General features: G+C 47.8%; 20 protein-coding genes and 1 pseudogene. 9 read left to right on the plus strand and 12 right to left on the minus strand.

The features are described from left to right. Positions 1 to 13: 13 nt before the first annotated feature. The 8 genes from NYE24_RS10875 to NYE24_RS10910 form a co-directional block, all read right to left on the minus strand. Positions 14 to 2398 (minus strand): glycoside hydrolase family 2 TIM barrel-domain containing protein, encoded by a 2385-nt coding sequence (locus tag NYE24_RS10875; protein ID WP_342478660.1) that lies wholly within the window; start codon positions 2396 to 2398, stop codon positions 14 to 16. 257 nt (positions 2399 to 2655) lie between these two features. Further along, entirely contained in the window at positions 2656 to 4242 is a 1587-nt protein-coding gene (locus NYE24_RS10880; RefSeq protein WP_342478661.1) for an ABC transporter substrate-binding protein, read from the minus strand. A 93-nt stretch (positions 4243 to 4335) separates the two neighbouring features. Continuing rightward, complete coding sequence (locus NYE24_RS10885) at positions 4336 to 5247, minus strand: carbohydrate ABC transporter permease (RefSeq protein ID WP_036699369.1); 912 nt, start codon at positions 5245 to 5247, stop codon at positions 4336 to 4338. A gap of 12 nt (positions 5248 to 5259) precedes the next feature. After that, positions 5260 to 6129 carry an ABC transporter permease subunit gene (locus NYE24_RS10890; RefSeq protein ID WP_235218535.1) on the minus strand — a complete coding sequence of 290 codons (870 nt, stop codon included), beginning with the start codon at positions 6127 to 6129 and terminating at the stop codon, positions 5260 to 5262. A gap of 366 nt (positions 6130 to 6495) precedes the next feature. Further along, complete coding sequence (locus NYE24_RS10895; RefSeq protein ID WP_036699367.1) at positions 6496 to 7545, minus strand: LacI family DNA-binding transcriptional regulator; 1050 nt, start codon at positions 7543 to 7545, stop codon at positions 6496 to 6498. 574 nt (positions 7546 to 8119) lie between these two features. Then, positions 8120 to 9808: an ABC transporter ATP-binding protein gene (locus NYE24_RS10900; protein WP_342478662.1), complete on the minus strand. Its 1689-nt coding sequence runs from the start codon at positions 9806 to 9808 to the stop codon at positions 8120 to 8122. 70 nt (positions 9809 to 9878) lie between these two features. Continuing rightward, positions 9879 to 11690: an ABC transporter ATP-binding protein gene (locus tag NYE24_RS10905; protein ID WP_051493941.1), complete on the minus strand. Its 1812-nt coding sequence runs from the start codon at positions 11688 to 11690 to the stop codon at positions 9879 to 9881. Between the two features lie 80 nt (positions 11691 to 11770). Continuing rightward, positions 11771 to 12382, minus strand: coding sequence for a type II CAAX endopeptidase family protein (locus NYE24_RS10910; RefSeq protein WP_342478663.1), 612 nt, complete (start codon positions 12380 to 12382; stop codon positions 11771 to 11773). Between the two features lie 347 nt (positions 12383 to 12729). Here NYE24_RS10910 and NYE24_RS10915 point away from each other — a divergent pair, with 347 nt between their 5' ends. Both NYE24_RS10915 and NYE24_RS10920 read left to right on the plus strand, forming a co-directional pair. Continuing rightward, positions 12730 to 13002 (plus strand): hypothetical protein, encoded by a 273-nt coding sequence (locus tag NYE24_RS10915; protein ID WP_342479228.1) that lies wholly within the window; start codon positions 12730 to 12732, stop codon positions 13000 to 13002. Beyond that, positions 12966 to 13583, plus strand: a complete 618-nt coding sequence (locus NYE24_RS10920; RefSeq protein ID WP_342478664.1) for a hypothetical protein — start codon at positions 12966 to 12968, stop codon at positions 13581 to 13583. The genes NYE24_RS10915 and NYE24_RS10920 overlap by 37 nt, the downstream gene beginning before the upstream one ends. A 159-nt stretch (positions 13584 to 13742) precedes the next feature. Here the strand turns inward: NYE24_RS10920 and NYE24_RS10925 are convergent, their stop codons facing one another. Beyond that, positions 13743 to 14123, minus strand: a complete 381-nt coding sequence (locus NYE24_RS10925) for a hypothetical protein (RefSeq protein WP_076154283.1) — start codon at positions 14121 to 14123, stop codon at positions 13743 to 13745. A gap of 141 nt (positions 14124 to 14264) precedes the next feature. Between NYE24_RS10925 and NYE24_RS10930 the strand changes: the two genes are divergently transcribed. The 3 genes from NYE24_RS10930 (at position 14265) to NYE24_RS10940 (ending at position 15928) form a co-directional block, all read left to right on the plus strand. Next, on the plus strand, positions 14265 to 14492 hold the full coding sequence (locus tag NYE24_RS10930; RefSeq protein ID WP_342478665.1) for a DUF6809 family protein: 228 nt from the start codon (positions 14265 to 14267) through the stop codon (positions 14490 to 14492). Between the two features lie 860 nt (positions 14493 to 15352). Further along, positions 15353 to 15559 (plus strand): hypothetical protein, encoded by a 207-nt coding sequence (locus NYE24_RS10935; RefSeq protein WP_342478666.1) that lies wholly within the window; start codon positions 15353 to 15355, stop codon positions 15557 to 15559. A 12-nt stretch (positions 15560 to 15571) separates the two neighbouring features. Further along, positions 15572 to 15928 carry an Imm8 family immunity protein gene (locus NYE24_RS10940; RefSeq protein WP_342478667.1) on the plus strand — a complete coding sequence of 119 codons (357 nt, stop codon included), beginning with the start codon at positions 15572 to 15574 and terminating at the stop codon, positions 15926 to 15928. A gap of 336 nt (positions 15929 to 16264) precedes the next feature. Here the strand turns inward: NYE24_RS10940 and NYE24_RS10945 are convergent, their stop codons facing one another. The 3 genes and pseudogenes from NYE24_RS10945 to NYE24_RS10955 form a co-directional block, all read right to left on the minus strand. Continuing rightward, positions 16265 to 17026 carry a hypothetical protein gene (locus NYE24_RS10945; protein ID WP_342478668.1) on the minus strand — a complete coding sequence of 254 codons (762 nt, stop codon included), beginning with the start codon at positions 17024 to 17026 and terminating at the stop codon, positions 16265 to 16267. Beyond that, positions 16956 to 17531, minus strand: coding sequence for a DUF1700 domain-containing protein (locus NYE24_RS10950; protein WP_342478669.1), 576 nt, complete (start codon positions 17529 to 17531; stop codon positions 16956 to 16958). Before NYE24_RS10950 ends, NYE24_RS10945 begins: the two co-directional genes overlap by 71 nt. Next, positions 17528 to 17764, minus strand: a pseudogene (locus NYE24_RS10955) (PadR family transcriptional regulator). The gene NYE24_RS10950 and the pseudogene NYE24_RS10955 overlap by 4 nt, the downstream one beginning before the upstream one ends. Positions 17765 to 17880: 116 nt before the next feature. On the opposite strand from NYE24_RS10955, the gene NYE24_RS10960 reads away from it, so the two are divergent. From NYE24_RS10960 to NYE24_RS10975, 4 genes are all read left to right on the plus strand, one after another. Further along, complete coding sequence (locus NYE24_RS10960) at positions 17881 to 18174, plus strand: phosphatidylinositol kinase (protein WP_076154277.1); 294 nt, start codon at positions 17881 to 17883, stop codon at positions 18172 to 18174. A gap of 111 nt (positions 18175 to 18285) precedes the next feature. After that, positions 18286 to 18516, plus strand: a complete 231-nt coding sequence (locus tag NYE24_RS10965; RefSeq protein ID WP_076154363.1) for a DUF2642 domain-containing protein — start codon at positions 18286 to 18288, stop codon at positions 18514 to 18516. 280 nt (positions 18517 to 18796) lie between these two features. Continuing rightward, positions 18797 to 19711, plus strand: a complete 915-nt coding sequence (locus NYE24_RS10970; protein ID WP_342478670.1) for an AraC family transcriptional regulator — start codon at positions 18797 to 18799, stop codon at positions 19709 to 19711. A gap of 114 nt (positions 19712 to 19825) precedes the next feature. Further along, on the plus strand, positions 19826 to 20881 hold the full coding sequence (locus NYE24_RS10975; protein ID WP_342478671.1) for an aldo/keto reductase: 1056 nt from the start codon (positions 19826 to 19828) through the stop codon (positions 20879 to 20881). Positions 20882 to 21447 lie beyond the last annotated feature (566 nt).

A 21447-nucleotide genomic window follows, 5' to 3' on the forward strand; every position in this document is an offset into this window, starting at 1 on the left:
ATGCAATTGCAATCTATAAAGAGCTTATTTCAAACTCTGCCGGCGATAGTCCTGGAGTGACCGCAGTGACCTTAATCGTTCCGGAGACTGCTCCGGTCCTGATATACGCCAGCAGCTTGCCGTGATGGGTACTTCGGGTATGGGAACGGTAAGGCTCCAGATCCTGCACATTTCCATTCTCCAATCCCAGTAATTTACCCGCGCCCTCTACGGTCACTGTGACAGGAACCTCAGCGCTATATACCCCAATGCCCGCCGAATCCACAATTTCCAGCTCTACATGGACGATATCCCGCAGGTTGGCCCGCAACTGCAGGGTATCGGCTGTCAGCCTTAGCTGCTCCGGCGCTGCTGCCGTATGCAACTCCCGCTTGACCGTTCTGCCCTGTTGGTCTTTCCCCGTTAAAAGCAGCGTTCCCGGTTCAAAGTTCACCTCCCAGCTCAGCAGCAGCTCCCCGCTCTCATCCGGATGTCCTCGCCCCAGCAGCTTGCCGTTAAGGTACAGTTCCGCAGCCGCCAGATTGGTATAGCCGTCTACGATCAACCGCTCGCCCGGCTCCCAGTTCCAGCTTGGCTCGCCACCTGACCGTCCACCAGTGTCAGATATTCCCGGTTCATCTGCCCTGCGGACTGCGAGATAAGCCATCGGCGTATCGCTCCACAGACTCTGACGGTAGTAATAGCTTGGTTTCGGGAAGCCGGCAAGGTCCATGAATCCTGCCTGCGAAGCCCGTATCGGCCAGCCATACGCTTCTCCCAGATAATCGATTCCAGTCCATATAAACTGTGCGCAAATATCGGTGTTATCGCGGACCGCCAGCCACTCCTGCAGTCCCGGAGAATTCTCGCTGCCATAGAGCACACGGTCCGGGTAAGAGCTCCTATCCTTTTGGTATAAAGACTCTCTGTAGTTATAGCCGACCACGTCGAGCGTATCGGAATAACCGATAAGATTGGCTAGTTCCGGATAAGCAAGCGCAGCCGTTACTGGCCTTGTCTTGTCACATGCCTTCACAGCCTCCACCAATTTACCGGCTATGACAGCAAGACGTTCAGCATTCGGCTTGTTCGGATCATATACACGTTCTTCAGCAGGCTTGTTGGCATCATTGTTGCCGGTCATCGTCTGGAAGTAGGGGTGACAGTACGGATCATTAGGATAGTCTACCTCATTGCCAATACTCCACATAATAATAGAAGGATGGTTTCGGTCACGCTGCACCATCTCCTGAATATCCGTAATGCCCCAGTCCGGGAAATCCTCATAATAGCCGAAGTGCTTTGGAGGATATACATTATGTCCGGTAGACCACTTGTTTTTGACGCCCTCCCATTCATCAAAAGCTTCGTCCATCACCATAAATCCCATTTGATCGCATAAATCCAGGAGAACCGGAGCCGGCGGATTATGGCTCATGCGGATTGCATTGCAGCCCATTTCCTTAAGGTAGCGCAGCCGCCGGACCCAGACATCGCCAGGAACGGCAGCGCCGAGGCAACCGGCGTCATGATGCACACAGACTCCCTTGATCTTAAGAGCCTCTCCATTCAGCTTGAACCCTTCTGCCGGATCGAACTGAATGCTCCGGAGGCCAACGGGAGTGCGGACCTCATCAACCGTTGCACCCTTCCAGATAACTTCTGTAAGAAGCGTATACATGTTGGGGGCTTCCGGCGACCAGAGCTTCGGTTCCTTCACTTGAATTACCTGTTGACTGAATTCCGTACCGCCCGCCGCCGCGAGCAGATTGGCCGATGTACCCGATTCGACACCCTCCTCATCCACAAGAGTATGACGTACACAGATCTCTGCCGGTTCCCCTGTTTCGTTCATAATCCGGGTCTCGGCCTGCAGCTCCGCCCATTCCCGGCCAATTTCAGTTGTCGATGCAAAAACACCGTACTCTGCAACATGAATGTCATGCGTAAATGTCAGATATACATCACGGTAGATCCCTGAACCGGTGTACCAGCGGGAGTCTGCTGTCTCCGCATGGTTCACCTTTACCGCAATGGTATTCACGGCTCCGCCATACACCAGCAGATCCGTGATTTCATAAGTGAACGTGCTATAACCATAAGGCCGTTTGCCCAAATAATAGCTGTTAACCCAGACCTGTGAATGGTTGTAGACGCCCTCAAAGGTAAGGTACGCACGCTTGCCCTCCAGCCGGTCCGGCAACACAATATGCTTGCGGTACCAGCCGGTTCCGCCGGGCAGATATCCGCTGCCGCTGGAATAATCTCTGGAAAAATCAGCCTCGATGGCCCAGTCATGCGGAAGTGTGACTTCACGCCAATCTTTGTCGTCATATCCCTTGTACCATGCCTCAGGTACATCCCCGCGATTGAAACACCACTCCGCATTAAGCCATATCTTGCTTCTGGACTCGTTCATGCGCTTCTCCTTTATCCGGTCTTAAGAATAGGTTATTAGATAAATTGAACTAATGATTTTTAGGTTTTAGGATTAACCGTGACTCCAGAGAAGTTTTGGACTTCCGGCCGCTGTTGTCTGCAGATTTCTTGATTTATCCCGTTTTTAACGGTTGAAATCCGCAGACAAAGGCGGACGCTCCCGCTCCTCCAGTTCCAAAATTCCCCTCCGCCACTTTTCCTTTAACTTAAATTTTTCAGTTCAATTTATATAGCCGTTTATTTCGCATCTTCCATTTTTTGCTTGAACGCATCCAGCTGCTTCTGCAATTCAGCCTTGACTTTATCATATCCGGCAGTCTTGATTTTGGCTCTGAACTCCTCCACTGCTTTGGCTGGATCACTTACCTTCCCGAAGTTGATAGCCGGCCCAAGCTCCCCGGCCACCTGCGAGATCGCAGTCAGTTCACTTTCCACAGGAGTTTTGTCGAAGACAAACTGACCGTAAGGATACGGAATTTTGATTTTGTCGTATTCGTCATAGAGTGTGCCGATTTCACTCCACACCGTCTCACTTGGGATTTCGAATTTATCCATTCGGCCACCCCAGAAATCTGCATAGAAGCTGTCAGAAGCTTCATTGTAGTTGGCTGGCAATGTTCTTTTTCCATCCTTGATCTCATATTGAACGCCTTCAATACCATAGTTGATCAGATGATAGATTTCCTCGTTGTTGCGGATCAAATCATACGCCATCAGCGCCCGCTCCGGATTTTTGCTGTGGGCACCTAGGGAGGTACCGCCGTGCGTAATCGACAGCTCCATCAGATTCTTCCCGCCGGTCCGGTTGAACGGGAACATCTGCAGCTCAGAGCCTGGCTCTGCTTTGTCCATCTCTACTCGCAGCGTGGAGAAGGTCTGTGTGTGATGCTGGTCCAGACCGGATAACCCGGCCTTGAGGGCTATACGGTTGTCATTTTTGTTATTGAGCGCATCCTCGCGCCAGAATCCTTTATCAGCCCATTCTTTCATAAGCTTGGCATAATTCAGGAAGAGATCGCTGAAGATGGGTTCAGCTACGGTATATTTCTCATCGTTCGATACCGCTGTAAATACGGGCATGTAGCCTGTAGAGAGCGGAAGGTCCAGGTTATCCGTATAGGACTGAATATAGCCTCCCCATGTCACCGCACCGGAAGCCATATCCCATGGAATGACATCCGGCTTGTTGTCTTTGATATATTGCAGATACTGGCCAATTTCCTCCCAATTTTTGATCGGTTCGTTGAGCCCGGCCTCCTTCGCCCAGTCGCCGCGGTAGAAGAATCCATGGTTGACCCATTGCGTGTAATCATTCTCAGGAATCAGCACAATTTTGCCGTTGTAACGGCTCTCGTTCCAATCCTTCTCCGGGACGGATTTCCAGGTTTCCGGTGCATACCTCGGCAGCAGCTCATCCAGATTCATGAAGGCTCCGCGCTGCGCATTGGCCCAGGTATCGAGCCAATCTGTTCCGATGGTGATCAGATCAACCTTCTCCCCAGAGGCCAGCAGCAAGTTGTATTTGGTCTGCCAATCGGCCCATTCGACCCATTTCCATTCCAGCTCGGCATTGATTTTTTCTTTCATAATTTCATTGACCTTGGCCAGCACCTTTTCGAATTGTCCATTCTTCGGCTTATCACCCAGCACTACATAACTGATTTTTACGAACTTGGAGGTGTCCGGCGCCGAGCTGTCTTTGTTTCCAGTGTCATTCGTCGTATTTGCCCCATTGTTAGCCGCATTATTCCCGCCACCGCAGGCGGCCAGCGTAAACAGTAAGAGGAGTGTCAACAACATGCCTGATGCTTTTTTGATCCCCATTCTTGTACAACCTCCCTGTATTTAATTTACTTTATGTGAGAAGGCTTGATTGCCTTGGCACATCGTTGCAGTAGAATTGAAGGGTCTGGAAGATCAGCCTTTTACGGCCCCTACAGTGATACCCTTAATGAAGTAGCGCTGTACGAACGGGTAGAACAAAATGACTGGACCCGTGGCAACTACGGCTGTCGCCATCTTCATGGACTCGAGCGGCACATCACGAAGCTGCACATTCGAGGCGGCAGCGGAATTACGGACAAAATCGGCACTGGTGATCACGTTATACAAAAAAAGCTGCAAGGTGCGATATTTCATATCCGGCGACAGAAACAGCATGGAGTTATACCATTCGTTCCAGTAACCCAAGGCGATGAACAGCCCGATTGTGGCCAGGGCGGGCGTGGTCATGGGCAGAATCAGCCGGAGGAAAATCGTAAAATCGCCCGCTCCGTCGATCTTCGCCGATTCCGTAATGGCATGAGGAATAGAGCGGACGAAGCTTTTCATCATAATGATCAGGAACGGACTTAGCAGACCAGGAAGCAGAACCGCCAGATAGTTATCTTTTAAATGAAGATACTGGGTGATGAGCAGGTAGAACGGCACCAGACCTCCAGAGAACAGTGTAGTGAAGTAAATGAAGAAAGAAATTTTATTGCGGTACATGAAGTCCGGCCGCTGCAGCGCATATCCCGTCATAGCCACCAGCAGCAGGCCGATCGCTGTACCTACAATCGTCATAACTATGGTTACAATATACGATCCGATGATCAGATCGGGATTCTCAAACACGATTTTATAAGCGAACGTACTGAATTCTTTGGGCCAGAAGTTGAAGCCGGAGAGTTTGATGGCCGACTCGGAGGTGAAGGAGGTGCCCAGCACCAGCAAGAACGGCAACAGGCAGCAGAGGGCGAACAAGCCGATAAACAGATATCCGATCCACTGAACGACAAGGCCGCTGGTATCCTTTTTTTTGCGTGCGCTTACAAAAGTCTCATCCATGGGCAAGTCCTCCTAAAAAAGTGAATTGTCAGGCGATACCTTTCTGACCAGCCAGTTAGCAGTTAGAACAACGATGAATCCGAACAAGGACTGATACAGGCTGACCGCACTGCCCATCGAGAAGTTGAAGTTGGTCATCAGCGAGCGGAACACATAGGTCTCGATAATATCCGTAGAGGCGTATAACGCTGTGTTGTTAGCCCCCACCAGATTGAAGAATAATCCGAAGTTCCCCTTAAGGATTCCGCCAAGCGAGAACAGCAGCAGAATGATAAAGGTCGGTTTGAGCCAAGGCAGTACGATATACCGGATACGCTGAAAAGCATTGGCTCCGTCGATCTCCGAAGCCTCCACAATCTCACTGTCCAGCCCCATAATGGCGGCGAAATACACAATAGAGCCATATCCGGTGCTTTGCCATAAATACGTGATGACTATGATAAAAGGCCACGCCCCCGGACTCGAGTAAGCCTTCACCGGATCAAGTCCCAAGGAGTGCAGGACCGAGTTCAAAATGCCATAATCATAGCTCAGAATGTTGTAGGCGATGAGGCCGATCAGAACGGCGGATACGAAATACGGCAGGAACATCATGGTTTGGGATACTTTTTTGAACCATTTGGACCGCATCTCGTTCAACAGTACAGCGACCGTAATCTGAAGCATGTTCCCAAGGAGGATAAACGCGATGTTATAAGCGATGGTATTGAAGGTCAGGCGCCACAGATCACCCGTCATGACAAGGAACCGGAAATTCTCCAGCCCGGCAAAGGCGCTTCCGAAGATGCCGTCAGAATAGTTGTACTTGATAAACGCCAGATACAGCCCAGGCATAGGCATATAGGAAAAGATGAGAAAAAACGCTATCGCCGGAAAGCACATCAGCAGCAATGTCTTGTTGTTCTTAAAACGTTTCCAGCGGCCGCGCTTGGGTTTGGTATACCTCTTCTCTGTCAATTGGGCAGGTGAAGCAGTGGACATAAGACCCCTCCTTAATTGATTAGATAGCAGCTACCGACTGTTAAATTAATGAAACCCATTTCACAATAAAATAAAAAAATGAAACCCGTTATTCATCCTGTCTCTCTTCTTCTCGCAAATTTCCCAGGGAGTTTCCTTGTTCATTCAGCAAGTAATCGGATTATAGGTGAAATGGGTTTCATTAAAAATCAAAATGTAAGGGCTTTCTCCAACAGAATAAGCCCTCGTTATTTCAAAGTCAACTATTAATTTATATTTCTAAATCCATTATTTCTGGGGAGGCGCTGTCGTTTGGCGTACCCTTAGCTCGGGAATAACCGAATGTAAACGGGGCACGTTTTTGCCGGCAATCAGCTTGTGCAGCATTTCTGCCGCAAGATGGCCGATTTCGTTCGCCATCAGTGAAACCGTAGTCAGCTCAGGAATGCTGAAGGACGCAAATGGAATATCATCATAACCAACAATGGACAATTCTGCCGGCACGGCAAGTCCCGCCCGGTCAGCCGCTTTCAGTGCTCCGATGGCCACCAGGTCGTTCATACATATGATAGCTGTAGGCCGATCCGGCAAATTCAGCACCTGTTCTGCAAACTTGAAGCCCATATTGACAGAGAATCCCCCATGAACCATCCATTCTTTACGGACCTCCAGACCGTTGTTTCGCATAGCCGTCCGGAATCCTTGAAGCCGCTGCTGCGTATTGGACATATGCACGAAACCGCCAATGACGGCGATATCCCGGTGTCCAAGATCGATTAAATGCTGTGCAGCCAGCTCCGCCCCCAGCCTCTGGTCGACCGCCACCCTGTGAATCTTCGTGTTGGGCAGATTTCCGTTAATCATCAGCACCGGAACACGTTTGGCCGCTTCTTCTACCTCCCGCACCAGCGATTCATCCGGCTTGGACAAATCCAGCCTGCCGCCTATCATCACGATGCCATCGACCTGCTTCTCCATCAATATCCCCAGATACTGTGATTCCCGCGCATACTGGCGGTCTGTCTCCTCGTCCGAAGAGACGGTATCGCACAAAAAACAGGTATAGCCCAGTTTTCTCGTCTCCCGGTCAAAGCTGGCCAGAACCTCCGGAAAAAACGGGTTGGTTATATCTGGCAGGATGAACCCGATCATCCCGGTTTCTTTGCGGATCAGGCTTCGCGCAAGCGCGTTGGGCTGAAACTGGTGCTTGTCAATCAGCGCAGTAATCCGCTCTCTCGTTTCTTTTTTGACGGGGGCGGTATTATTAAGCACTCTGGATACAGTGGCAACCGAGACGTTGGCTTCCCTCGCGATATCATATACGGTAACGGGCTTCATTCTGCTTCCTCTCTTTGCCCATCGGCAATAACTGGTTTTGGCTTCATCTTATCGTTTAGCTCTGTATTAGTAAACCATTTATTGCTATTCCTCCCCACTTTGAATCCAGGCTTTACTCTGATGTAATCGGTTTCATTCCATGGCACTCACTATCAAGTTAATCAAGCAGGTAACAGGCATAATACATGAGATAGGGTATAATTTTAGTATAAAGGATCTGAATAGGGAGATGAAGTGATGATCAACCGTAGAACAAGAAGTTTCATAATTGCAGGTCTGGCTGCTCTTCCTATTATGGTTGGTGTCTACTTGAGGCAAATAGACTCCCAATCAGCAACTTCACAACCCGATTCGTATTTAATAGAAACCGTTTCAGTAGATGCCAATTATCTAAAGTTTGAAAATGCAGATGCGTTAGATACGGCTAGAACAGACGATCTGACCCTTGAAATCATCGAGCCCCTGGCCCTTATACACAACGCTGGAGACACCATAAAATACACACACGGGAACTATAACGAACTCCAAAAGGGAGGTTTTGAAAAAGTACGGGTTAAGCCTGTGTCCCCTTCCCCTACACATACCACTTCCGCTGCGCCTCATACATCGTCCGGTACTCGCCCGCCGTGCTCATGAGCTTCTCATGCGTGCCGTCTTGCACGATCCGTCCGTCCTTCATCACGAGAATTCGGTCCGCGAGCTTCACAGAGCCTAATCGGTGGGAGACGAGGATTGCGGTTTTATCCCGGCACAGGGCGGCGAAGTCATTATACAGACGGGTCTCCTCCAGAGGATCGATGGCCGCCGTAGGTTCATCCAAGATCATACAGTCGCTGTCCCGGAACAATCCGCGCGCAATCGCTACACGCTGCCACTGACCGCCGGATAGATCCGTGCCGCCGAACTCGCGTCCCAGCATCGTATCCAGCCCTTCCTTAACCCCTTCACCGGATAAAAGCACCCCGGCCTCCACACACACGGATACTACTGCGACATCTGCTGGTTTCGAATATTGGCTGATCCGCACATTCTCCCGGATGGTCTCATTATACTTACGATAATGTTGAAAAACAGCCGACGTTCGCTCATAGCTAATCCGCGAAGCCTCCACGTTCCCGTACCACACTTCTCCTGCCGTTGGCGGGTATAACCCCATAATGATGCGGCACAGCGTGGTCTTCCCGCTTCCATTCTCTCCTACAATCGCCAGCGTCTGCTTGTTCGGAATGATCAGATCGATCTCCTCCACCGCATTGCGGGTCGCCAGCGGATAGCGGAACCGGACAGCTTTTAGCTCAATATCACTGTCTGCGGGCCTTGGCAGGTTGTGGGTCCTCTGAACAGGCTCATCGATGAAATCCAGGAAATTCTCTGTAGAGCCGATATTCTCCGTAGCCCAGGCGATTCTCTCGGTGATCAGCTTGTTCATGAACCGGTACAGACTGCCAATCGAAGCCAGCACCGCCGCAAAAGCTCCAATCGAAATCTCCTGCCTCATCACAGACACAAACAGCATATACACGATCAGGCCGTAGCCCATAACCGTCACTATATTCAGAATGAGCTGAACGAGATGCTTGCGTACCTGCGTCCGAAGTACAATAGCGTTCAACCGTTGCAGGGCAGAGGTATACAAATTCTCGAAAAATGCAGTAGCTCCCAGCAGCCGGGTCTCTGATAGATACACTTTGTCCGTCAAGCACTGTTCATAGTACTCATTTTCCCGCCGGATCGGGGCAGATGCCGCCTCCAGATTCTTGAATGCTGACATCAGCACCCATTGAGAGAGCATCACTGGTACAAATACGACGACAATACTTAGCGCAAGCACTGGCTTGAGCGTGAACAGATACCACCCGATGAACACGAAGTAAGTCGTATAGTAGAACAGAATATCCAGTAAAGTTGTTCCGATCCAGATCAGCTTGCCGCTCCCGTTCACAGCCTTGTGGATATAATCCAGCCGCCCCGTATTCTCAAATTCAAAGACCTGTAACGAATCTACTCGCCTAAAAATCATCAGGTTCAGGTGCTTGCCCACGCTTAGCCCGTAAATCTCCTCATAACAGTTACCGAGTCCGTCCATGACATGATAGAACAGATACATAAGGGCCAGCGTACCCAAGGAAAAGAGAATCATCTTGAAGTCTATTCGGTCCGTAGCATAGGCAGCAGCCGCATCCAAAAATCTCTGCATAAATAACACCTGCAGCACCCAGGAGACTGCCTGGAGCAAGGCAATACCGATGTACGTGTAAGACATCCCGGGATTAACCTGGAATAAAAGCCGTAAGCATCTGACCCCGTTCCTCAGGAATCCCTGCCCCTGTATTCTATCCATGCTGCACCTTACCCTCTGCCTCATACCACGACTTCTGGCTGGCGAACATTTCCCCGTATATCCCGTCCGGAATGTCCATCAATTGCTCATGAGACCCCTGCTCCACAATCCGCCCGCTATGCACCACCAGGATCTCATCCGAGATTCTCGCAGCACCCAGCCTGTGGGTGATGTATATGGTGAACCGGTCTGCTCGGATGCTGCTGAACATTTCATATAGCCGGCTCTCTTCGATGGGGTCCAAGGCAGCCGTAGGCTCATCCATGATATGGATGGCAGAGCTGGAGTACAACAGTCTGGCTATCGCCAACCTTTGCCACTGCCCGCCGGAGAGGTCCAGGCTGTTCTCTTGGATTTTGCCGACATATGTATCGAGACCCGCTTCCAGACCCTGGACCATCCCATCCAGATTCATCTTGCTTATGCTGTGACGGATTCGCTCTTCATCCAGCCTCAGGATATTCCCCAGCCGGACATTATCTTGAATCGTCAGCGCATACCTGGCGTAATTCTGGAAGACCACCGCGATGATGCCTTTCAGCTCCGGGTAGCTGTACTCCCGCAGATTCCTATTATTAATGTAGATTTCTCCCTCGTAGTTATCGTACATCCCGGTGAGCAGTTTGATCAGGGTGGACTTACCGGCCCCGTTCTCCCCGACAATGGCATAGCTCTTCCCGCTAACCATGGTGAACGAGCATTGATTCAATATGTATCTCTCCGTATCCGGGTAGCGGAAGCTCACCTGCCTGAATTCCAGCGATTGAAAGACGAAGCCGCCCAACTCCACAGGTAGAGCAGCAGCATCCGTCTTCTCACTTAGTCCGGCAAATGCAGAGAAGTCCTTCAGATACGCCTTCATCCGCGCATGCTCCTGCATCGTCTCGGCTAACTGCCAGGACATCCTCTGCACGAGGCTGAAGATCGCGGTCACCAGCGAAATGTACAGGCCAATTGTTAGCTCGCCCAAGTGCAGCGCAGGCAGCAGCAAGGCCACTATAATGATGCCGATTAGCAGGGCAATGATCGAGCCGCTTTTCAGATGAAAGAAGCTTCGGATCTGTATCTTCTTCTCCACCGCGTACGTCTGATCATACAGCTTATCGTACCGATCCCTGAGCGCCGGACTATACCCGAATAACGTGCGTTCCTCCGCATCCTCCCGGCTGGTCAAAATATGCGCCAGATCCGCACTCCTCCTCCGTATCCGCTGCGCCTCCATCCCCAGCACATAATTCGCCTTGCCCGTCTTCATGGCGATATAGAACAGAGGCACCGCTACCAGCACAATCACAAGCCCCGTAATGAACGTGGACGACATCACAATCACAAGCAGCGAAGCGGTCCCAATCAGCAGATTCAACCCACTCATCATATTGTTGAACCCGCCCATGAAATGACCCACCGGATCTCCGCACACCCTATGGATTAAATCCGAAGTCTCCTTATTCTCAATATGCTGATACGCAAGCCGCGCCCGCTTGAGCACCATCTCCCGCTTCAGCCGCACATTCAGCCGGTTGCGCCCCGTCAGCTCAATGAGCTGCATCAGGCTGGGGAGCAGATGAGTGACAATCACATACCCCATAATCAGCGCAAGCGGCCTATAGATTAACGAATACTCCGCCCGGCCATTCACAATATGGGTCGCCGTATTAATGAAATAAGCCATCACCAGCGTCTGATACGCAGGCATCAAGGCATCCACCAGCATATACCCCACCGCCGCCACCGTCTGCACCGGAATCACCCGCAATGGAATCCTGATCAGATCAAATTCGGTATATTTTCTTGAAGTAAGCATGTAGTCTCCTTGTTGGAATGAATTATAAGAACGCCCCAATTCATAGTATCACTTCCATACGGGAGGAATAACCTGTCAGATTATAGGGATAGCGTAGCATAATAGATTAGATAGAGGCTGTTATACACGATATGCACCACAACTCCCGGCCAGATGGAACCTGTCTTGCGGAACAGGTATGCAACCAGAACGCCGACCATGAATGCGTCTAACAGGATAACGGTGAATCCATGAACCAAGCCGAAGATTGCAGCGCTGCCCGCTATTCCGGCCCAGGGGCCATAACGGTTCAGGGCATTGGCAATGACGCCGCGGAAGACAAATTCCTCGCTTAGCGGCGTGAGAATGGCCCCGGTGATAAGCAGAATAAACATGGAGCGCGGACCGCCTTGCGCTGCCGTCTGGAAGTCTGCCTGGGTATTGATCTCGGTAATAAAGTGATAATAGATCCCTTCGATCACAAAACATCCCCCGAACGCGGCAATCCCGATGACAACCGCCACCAGCAGCCATTTCCGCTCCGTCATCCGAAACCCGAAAGCATGGAAATTGCGAATCCGCAGGGCGTAGGCTGCGAACAGAGCCAGGAAGCCAATCAGACCATTGGCTGCACCTCCGATATTAATCCGTAAGATGGCTTGTTCATCAGGAATTTGAAGCATCCAGACCCCAAGGATAACAACGCCGATCATATAGAGGGACAGTGCAGTTAATCTCCGGCCAACCAGGCCGGCTGTGAGGTTTTTCAGACAGAGATGGACTACTCATTGCCATTCCCCCGATCGTGACCTTTTTACTCATGCTATTTTCCTCCTAATCTTCTCATCGAAGCTCGAATGTGTTGCTCAGACCTATCCTACCAACCCCGCCGGAATGGAACTTAAACGAACCACTGAATTTTCGCTGAATTTTGTGCCCGCTGTTTAGGTTCTGTTAAGATAACTATGCTATTTTGAACTAGGGTGATAAAATGCCAAATCTATCCGCGATTAAAATCGCTATCGTTGACGACGAACCTTCCATCATCACCATGCTGCAAATGGTGCTTCGCCGCGAAGGCTTTCAACAACTATATGGGGCTTCCACTTGTGCTGAAGCTATCAGCCTGGTGCAACGTGTGGTCCCTGATATTGTCCTGCTCGACATTATGCTTCCCGACGGCAGCGGGCTGGAGCTCTGTTCGGCGTCCTGGAGCAGATATCCCAAGAAGCCCAGTACAAAGACGGGAAGCTTCGCATTTTCTCCCAGTGGAACAAGCTTATCGAGGAGAAAGGGATGTGGCTGCAGGTGGTTAGTGCAGAAGGAGAAGTAGTCTACAGCATTAACACAGCACCCTATCCTGCACTGACTGCCTCCTACTCCACCGCTCAATTGCTCGATATTCAAGAGACACGGAGACTCGGGGCTTATGATGTACAGACGCAACTGAACTTCTCATTCCCGGACCCGCTTTTATATGTGCTTGGCTATCCAACCCCTGACCTGGACCAGCTCACAGCGTGGTTCAACGCTTACGGACAACAGGGCATGGTGAGGAGTGAAGCCGTTCCCCTCTTGGAACAGCAGCTTCAGGAGACTGGCCGTTATCTGCAAGTTCTTGATTCTGAGAGTAACACTGTACAAGGCATTGGCGATCAGACGTATGTACAAAAGGTATATCGGCCCCTGGACATTCTGGCCATCCAGCAGTCTCCAGATAACTATGAGGCGGGTATGGTGGTCCACCGGGCACAACCATTACTGTCACTCTTATCCGAGTCAATGACAAAGCTTGCATACGGGTACTCGACAATGGGAAAGGGATGGACGAGGAGACATTGCATCATTTATTCAACCGCTACTACCGCGGAACCAATACCGAGGAATCCACATACGGCTCCGGGCTCGGCATGAGCATCGGCATGAGCATCGCCAAGACCATCGTCGAAGCACACGGTGGGGAAATTAAGGTACATTCGACAATCGGGCAAGGCACTGAATTTGAGATTGTTTTGCCGTGCTGAGGAAAACAAAAAGGGTTCCAGTTCTGATGAGCTGGAGCCCTTGTTTCTGTTAAGGCTGAATAGATACCTCTGTCGCGTACCACTTCCCGGATTTCAATTTCAGCGTTAGCTGAACAGGTTCTTTGAATGCAAAATTATCATCATCATATTTCTGAGTCACATATACTTTTGCACCTGCGAAGTAGTGCAGCGGCAATACAAAACCGATATGATGAGAGCTTGAATGATACTCAAAACCGTCAGATGCCATCCCGCGTTCAACAGGATTTATTTTGCTGTATGCTGATGGACTCATGTAATTCATATCAGCGTCCTTCTTCATCGCTTCTTCTAATATGATCTTGGTATCATGCGATATCCATGCCCCGAACGCGATGTAGGCAATAACAAATAGAAGAATGAATGAAAGGAGTAAGTTTCTCTTTTTCATGGGCACCTCCTTATAAAAATATTGATGTTGAAAGATTCAGAAAACAATTCCATCCTTCTGTAAAGTATACTCCGTAGATTTACCAGTTTTTATCTTTTATTGTTGAACACAAAGTACTTTAACAATGAAGGAGATGGGCAAGTGGACAGTATTCTAGAGAGCCTGTATCACGGCAACTTGCATCCCGATGAAAATATCATACCCAATGACCCTCAGTACTCTATTTTAAGAAAAAGGACATCTGACATCATAGAGGTTTGGAAGGACCGGCTTTCAGCAGAGCAATTCGACGAATTAGAAGCGCTGTTAGACTTGTATGGTCAAACTCACGGGATGGAGTTGGCGGCTAGTGTAACTAATCCTAGTTAGCTCTTTTTCCAAAAAGTGCTATAGCAATTTTTATTAGTACATAGGAAATGAGAAAGTAAACTAAACAAGCACCAACTAATGAAATAATGTTCAACTCATAACTCTGAGCCTGTGCAGATATACTGAAAATATCTTGATATCCAGAAGAAAAATCATTTAGTCTAAGGCTAAGAAATGGAAACAAGGCTCCAAATTTATATTCGTACGCTGTATTCGAGTGTTCAATAGAGATAGGTTTCATTAACGAGAGTATCAGAATTATTAAAGTAGTGATCCAGTAAGTTTTTTTCTTCAACACAATCATGAAACCACCTCAAATAATTAATAATAATGAATTGAAGAATTACGATCTATCTTCAAGAAATCCGCTAAATTAATTCTTATTACTTAACATTACCTAACTCTTCGTTATAATAGCATACCCCGGCTTTGCAACCACTCTGACCTTCACAAGCATTAAATATCCAAAGATTATTTTGATTCCTCTATTTTCTTCAATCTGTTTTTTTGAATCATATTAGAATTGAAAACCACTAAATAATAAGATGTTTTATTTAATTCCTTAGTATCAATTTTAGAGGGTACTTTTATATTTATTTTTTCTCCCGACCCCATGATTCGTTGTCCACACTATATACTAAAGTTTATTTAATCCCATAGTAAATATTACCACATTTTGATAGAATGATTTTGGTTAATTACATAAATTTAGGGGGATCTATGAATAGTAAGAAATGGTGGGTACTACTTGTGGTGGTCTTGTTAATTGGTGGTAGGATTGGCGGAAAATTCTGTATGACGCGAAAAAGGAACGTGATCGTCAAGACCTGCTCCATATTGGAGATCGGTTAGAGAAGTCGTTGTCTGACTACGAAGATACTGTTAACCAAATAAACGAAGATAAGGAATTAGCAGAGGAATACACTAATCTAATGGAATCTATCATTGATGAGGATTTTGCAGCAAGCGAGTTAGACGAAATGATAGCTAAGGCCTGCAAGATGGAGAGCAAATTAATGAAAATCTACCCTACCGGCTATACAGAGCTTAGTTCTGTATTTGGTTGAAAGGAGTTTATAATGGCAATAATTCCAGAACTAAAGAATGTTCATGTTTTTGCTGAAGGAGATGTGACCGGAGATTTCTGCATATCCTTAGTTCTAGACATTGGTCCTGCAGATGTCTCTGGTGCTGATCAATTCTATGCTACAGTTGGGACTGCTCAAGGGATCGCGGATTTTCTTAGTACCAGACCATTTATAATTTGTCGAGGTTTTGTGGTAGTTCCTGAATTCAACTTAAAAGCCATTAAAGATTGTATTCAAGTTAGAATTTCGGAATGTGCTAAGGATGACTGGGCACAAACTGCATTGTCAATTAACAGGCTGTTTCCTTGGGAGTATGATGAGATGAAGGATTACAAACTCTTTTCATAAATTAAAAAAAGAAAATAACCCATTAGGCAAAAGCCCGGCGGGTTATTTTATGTATGCTTTAAAAGCAAATCAATATCGCCTATACTAAAGCAACCTCACTTCCTTTTCTTCCGATATTTCTTGATTAACAGGAGCAAAATTAAAATTAGCACCAACAGAACAAATACGGCGACCCACAAAAACACTGGATTCCCTACGGTAAAGTAAGTATCTCTGTACTGATATTTTTCATTATTCATAAGAATAGATTAATCCGTTTGTAACATTATGTATATGGGAAGGAAAACTTTCCTTAAAGTAACCTGCCATTACTGACAGGGTTGTTATGGGAAAAAATTATTCCGCTGAATACTCATCTACACTGAAAGTAAGTATTCTATCAATGATTACATAATCTTTGCGGCTAGTAAATGGCCCTTTGTTATTGTCGTGCTTATTAATTCCATACCGGGCTGATCCTGAGGATGCGTCGTACCAACTTAAAAAGGCATTGACCTCAGACATTGGAAGATCAAATTCTTTTTCAAGCCCAGTATTCATCGTTACGACCAAGATTGCCCGGTTACCTGTAGGCTGCTCTGGAGTCGGTGACGGTGTTACTGTTGGTGTTGGCTCAACGGTTGGTTCTGGTGTGACGGTAGGCGTCGGCTCTGAAGTCGCTGTTGGTACAGCAGTTGGTTCAGGCGTCAGAGTACCTACAGTAATTTCATTTATAGCAATCCAAGTACCACTTCCAGTACATTCTATTCTAATACCGCTATACTTTCCGGGAGTTACTGTAAATGGATCAAGGATTGTGTAGGTTTTATTCAGATAATTCTCCACACTTCTAGTTGCATTTCCAGAAATATCCACCCAAGAGTTAGATTGCAAACCATACAATTTATAAGAGATATTTGCCCTAGGCATTGCGGAAGCCGCTAACTGAACAAAATCAAGATGAATTTCTTCAGGAAATTTCATTTCCAGCGTACCCTGATAACCATTACTATTCCAAAAACTTTCTAAATTCGAATCTATTGCCTTGTCAGGTGTCTTCCCACCGTAAGTACTGCTTGCAGACGCTACAGTCCCGTCTGGTGGAATGAAACCCTGCATACCGGATCACAAGATGGTAATACAGCCGGGTGAGCTTTAATGTTCCAATCGCTACCAGTAGTCCCGCACCGACCAGGCCCAGCATCAGAAATATACTATTGATAGACAGAGCAACCGACCGATACTGAAGCATTAAGAGAATCGGAGAAATAAGCAGGCAAATGGCAAAGACGAATACCCCGGCAATCACCGTTAGGGAAGTGATAAAAGGCAGCAGAACGATAACCAAGTTGAACAATCCTAAGCTCACCGTTGCCATAACCGCCTTCGTTACAGTTAAGAGCGTTGGGAATTTGTCTGCTTGTTCAATCTGAGACTGGGTCAGTAATTCGCGCGCGATCAACCGGGGATGGCCCAGCCTGGAGATTACTTCTGCCTCAGACCGTCCGCTTAACCGGGCACACTCGAAATGCTCCCGGAATTCCCCCATTAGCTCAGCACATTCCTCAGGAGGAAGCAGCTTCAGATACCGTGCCAATTCATTCAGATAGGCCTCTTTATTCAATCCGATCCCCCCTTAATAATCTCCTGGACCCCTATGGCAAAAGCATTCCATTCCTCAATCATGTCGTGCATGACTCTCCTTCCCTCAGCGGTAATCTTATAGTACTTCCGGGGCGGCCCCTCCTCCGATTCGGATAAATAGGTCGAGAATAACCCATCTGCCGCCAGCCTTCTTAACAACGGATAGATCGTACCCTCTGCAATGGCAAATTTCTACGAGATCTGCTCCACCAGCTCATATCCGTACCGGTCCTTCCGTGAGAATTTTGTGTGCTATAGGCATATGCCGTGATGGATATGGGTTGTAGTCCATAGACTGTTGACGAGACATTATTTGAGGAGGTTACCCCATGGAAACGAATTATCAACAAGTTGCCTGGAATTGTATGAATAAGTATGTCGGTATTACGACAACGGACGGTCAGTCTCACGACGGGTTTATTGCTCAAATCGATCAGAACAACGTTATACTTGCCATTCCCACAAATGAAATGATGGGCCAGATGAACGGAATGCCTGCTAACGCAACAGCCTACAGACAATTCGGATACTATCCGGGATTCTACCCGCGCCGCCGCTTTTATCCAAGACCAATACCCTTTGGTGCCATTACAGCTTTGTACTTGCTTCCATTTTTCATTTAATAATGATTAAGGAATTCGCTATTGTATGGGCATCCGCCCAGCTCTTGAAGTGGGCATTAGCATAGGATGATGTATAACCATTTGGGAGGTAACAAAGTGCTGAATAATCAAATGTATCCAATGCAGCAACAAATGCCGCAAGCAATCATGGTCTATCCTATTGATCCCTACGTAGTCGAAACCTTAATGTCTGTAAAAGGTAAACAGGTAGTGCTCGAAACCACTCGCGGAGGGATAAGCGGCTGCTTAGTGGAAGTCAAGCCAGACCACGTTGTATTGGATATCAGGGGCCAGAAATTTTTCGTACGAATCTGTGAGATTGTCTGGATCATGCCAGAATAATTTTTGCGAGGGAGCTACGAGAGTAGCTCTTTTTTTGATAGATAAGAATCTATATGTTTTGGGGTCCCCGCAAAGTACCTGAGTCACCACCTACGCTAAAGCCCCACTTTGTGGGGTTATTTTGCATACAGCAGTTGTTGATGCGGCAAAAGGTTGACGGGGTTTCTGTTATTAGCTTTTCACATTCCTATGTTAAAATAAGGTACGCGAATAACAAGGAATGGTTATCATGATGAACATTACATAGACCTAAAGATAAAGCCTTCACAGGAGGAACCGTATGTTTGACCTTAATGATTATTTGCAAAAAGAGCTTGCGGAGCTCGTGGATCGGCATACTCCTATAGATGGTCCTCACTCTACATTAATTTCGTCCCTCAGCTTTTCCCGTTGTTCTATTCCTTACCATTCCACCGAGACTGAACCTCCCTACAAGCTTAACAACCCTTCACTCTGTATCGTCGTTCAAGGTCTAAAGGATATAGTCATTGGTACAGAGCGCTACCGGTATGGTCCGCCACACTACCTTGTAGCCTCTATGGACCTGCCGATCATTGCCGAAGTGCTGGAAGCAACGCCCAAAGTGCCCAACTTAACCTGTAAAATTGAATTTACGCCCGGCCATATTTTAGAACTAGTAGGCGATGATGCACTCAAGGGGAACTCCAGAGGAACATCCAGACGCGGTATGAATGTTGGCGAATTGGATGTTCCCCTGTTAGATGCTGTGGTGAGGCTGGTTCGTCTGCTCGATACACCCGAAGATATTCCTGGGCTGGCGCCGCTTTTTGCCAAAGAAATTCTATACAAGGTACTGTACGGTGAACATGGTGACTCCTTAAGACAAATTGTAACGGAGGGGAGTCCAAGCGTTCATATTAAAAACGCAATCGAGCACATTCTGAATCATTATCAAGATTCATTCCGCATTGAAGATCTGGCGCAACTTGCGAAGATGAGCGTTCCGTCGTTCCATAGGCATTTCAAGGAAATCACCGGCATGAGCCCGATTCAATTTCAAAAACAGCTAAGGCTTCAGGAAGCCCGCCGCCTCTTACTATCCGGGTCAGAGAACGCAGCGGATGCTGCTTATCAGGTGGGTTATGAGAGTCCGACACAATTCAGCCGGGAGTACTCCAGGATGTTTGGCGCTCCACCCAAAGAGGATATGAAGAAGTTTAAAAGTCGTCCGTAATAGGATTAGGCAACTTTTTGATCGGATCGGAGTACCGGGGGTTTGGGCACTCGCTGTATATTATGAATACCTTCAATAAGGTTCAATAAGAATAAAAATATTCAGGAGGTATGTATGCAATATATTAAGCTAGGCCACTCCGGCCTCGAAGTTTCACCGATCTGCATCGGCTGTATGGGCTTTGGAGATCCCCTTAGTGGTTACCCTGGCTGGGCGCTGGGCGAGGAAGGCAGCCGTCTTGTGATCAGACATGCGCTTGAGGCGGGGATCAACTTCTTCGATACCGCTAATCTCTATTCGCATGGAACCAGCGAGGAAAGTGTCGGCAGAGCGCTCAAGGATTTCTCTACACGAGAGAACGTCGTCATTGCCACCAAACTGGGTGCTCCCATGCGTTCAGGACCTAACTCATTCGGACTCTCACGCAAGGCGATTATGACCGAAATTGACGACAGCTTGCGACGTCTTGGAACAGATTATATCGACCTGTACCAGATTCATCGGGCGGACCCTTTTACACCGTGGGAAGAGACACTTGAAGCCCTTCATGATCTCGTAAAAATGGGCAAAGTGCGCTATTTGGGCGCCTCCACCATGAGAACTTGGCAGTTCGCAAAGGCTCTGCATCTCCAGAAAGCGAACGGTTGGGCCCGCTTCCTCACCATGCAACACAACTACAACTTGATCGCCCGCGAGGAAGAGAACGAGATGATCCCGCTCTGTGCCGACGAAGAGATTCAGACCATGGTCTTCAGTCCGCTATCGCGTGGGGTCCTGGCCCGGCCTTGGGGTGCACAAACGGCCCGCTCCGATACCGAATCCGGTGCTGCCCAATACTATCAGGCAACTGCAGCAGCCGACCAACAAATTGTCGAGGCTATCGGCCAAGTGGCAGAGGAACGCGGGGTCAGCCGCGCCGAAATCTCGCTTGCCTGGCTGTATCGCAATCCCGTCGTTGCCGCCCCAATCGTTGGAGCCCTCAAAACCAGTCATATTGACGATGCGATCAAAGCTCTCTCGATCAAGCTATCCGACGAAGAAGCAGAAAGACTGGAAGCTGCATACACCCCTCGCATCGACGTAAATGTTAGAAATTCCGATCCGAAGTCGATTGCCCGCATGGCCGCAACTGTTGGGCATGAGGTTGCGATTCCGGGTGGGGGGAAGTGAATTGAATGGAGCAAGAGGCCCATGCGGGAGAGCATGGGCCTCTTTGATAAATGGGAAAAGAATAGAATGTTAGTTTCTGACAGCTTGCTTTGAAACGTATCATATAACCTACTAGCGTCTCCAACTTTACAGTTTCCAAGGAAGTCTTCCGTTTTTATATTAATTCTGTATTTTACAATAAAATGGGCCATAAAGAAACATGCTTAAATCTACAATAATAGTATAATTTAACAGGTGTTTTTTTATTTTTTTATCATCTATGATGTTCTCATATATCAAGCTATGAATAAACAAGTTCTTCAAAAAATAGATAGTTATATTGAATGTGCCATAAGTTTAGGGGCCAATGTTTTAAATATTGGAGCGCCGCTTTTAGAACAATACAGAAATCTCAATTACATTACACTGACCAAATAAAAATATTACCTTGGATCGTACTTGGGGACTTTCTGAAACTTTTAATTTCACTCCTTGTATCATTTATAAAGATTTATACAATTTAAATCTTACAAGCTGGAAAGAGTATGTTGAAGTTTAAAGATAGATTGGAATGAAGTAACGAACTC

Origin of the sequence: Paenibacillus sp. FSL H7-0350, from assembly GCF_038593195.1 — a bacterium.
Taxonomy (GTDB): domain Bacteria; phylum Bacillota; class Bacilli; order Paenibacillales; family Paenibacillaceae; genus Paenibacillus_AQ.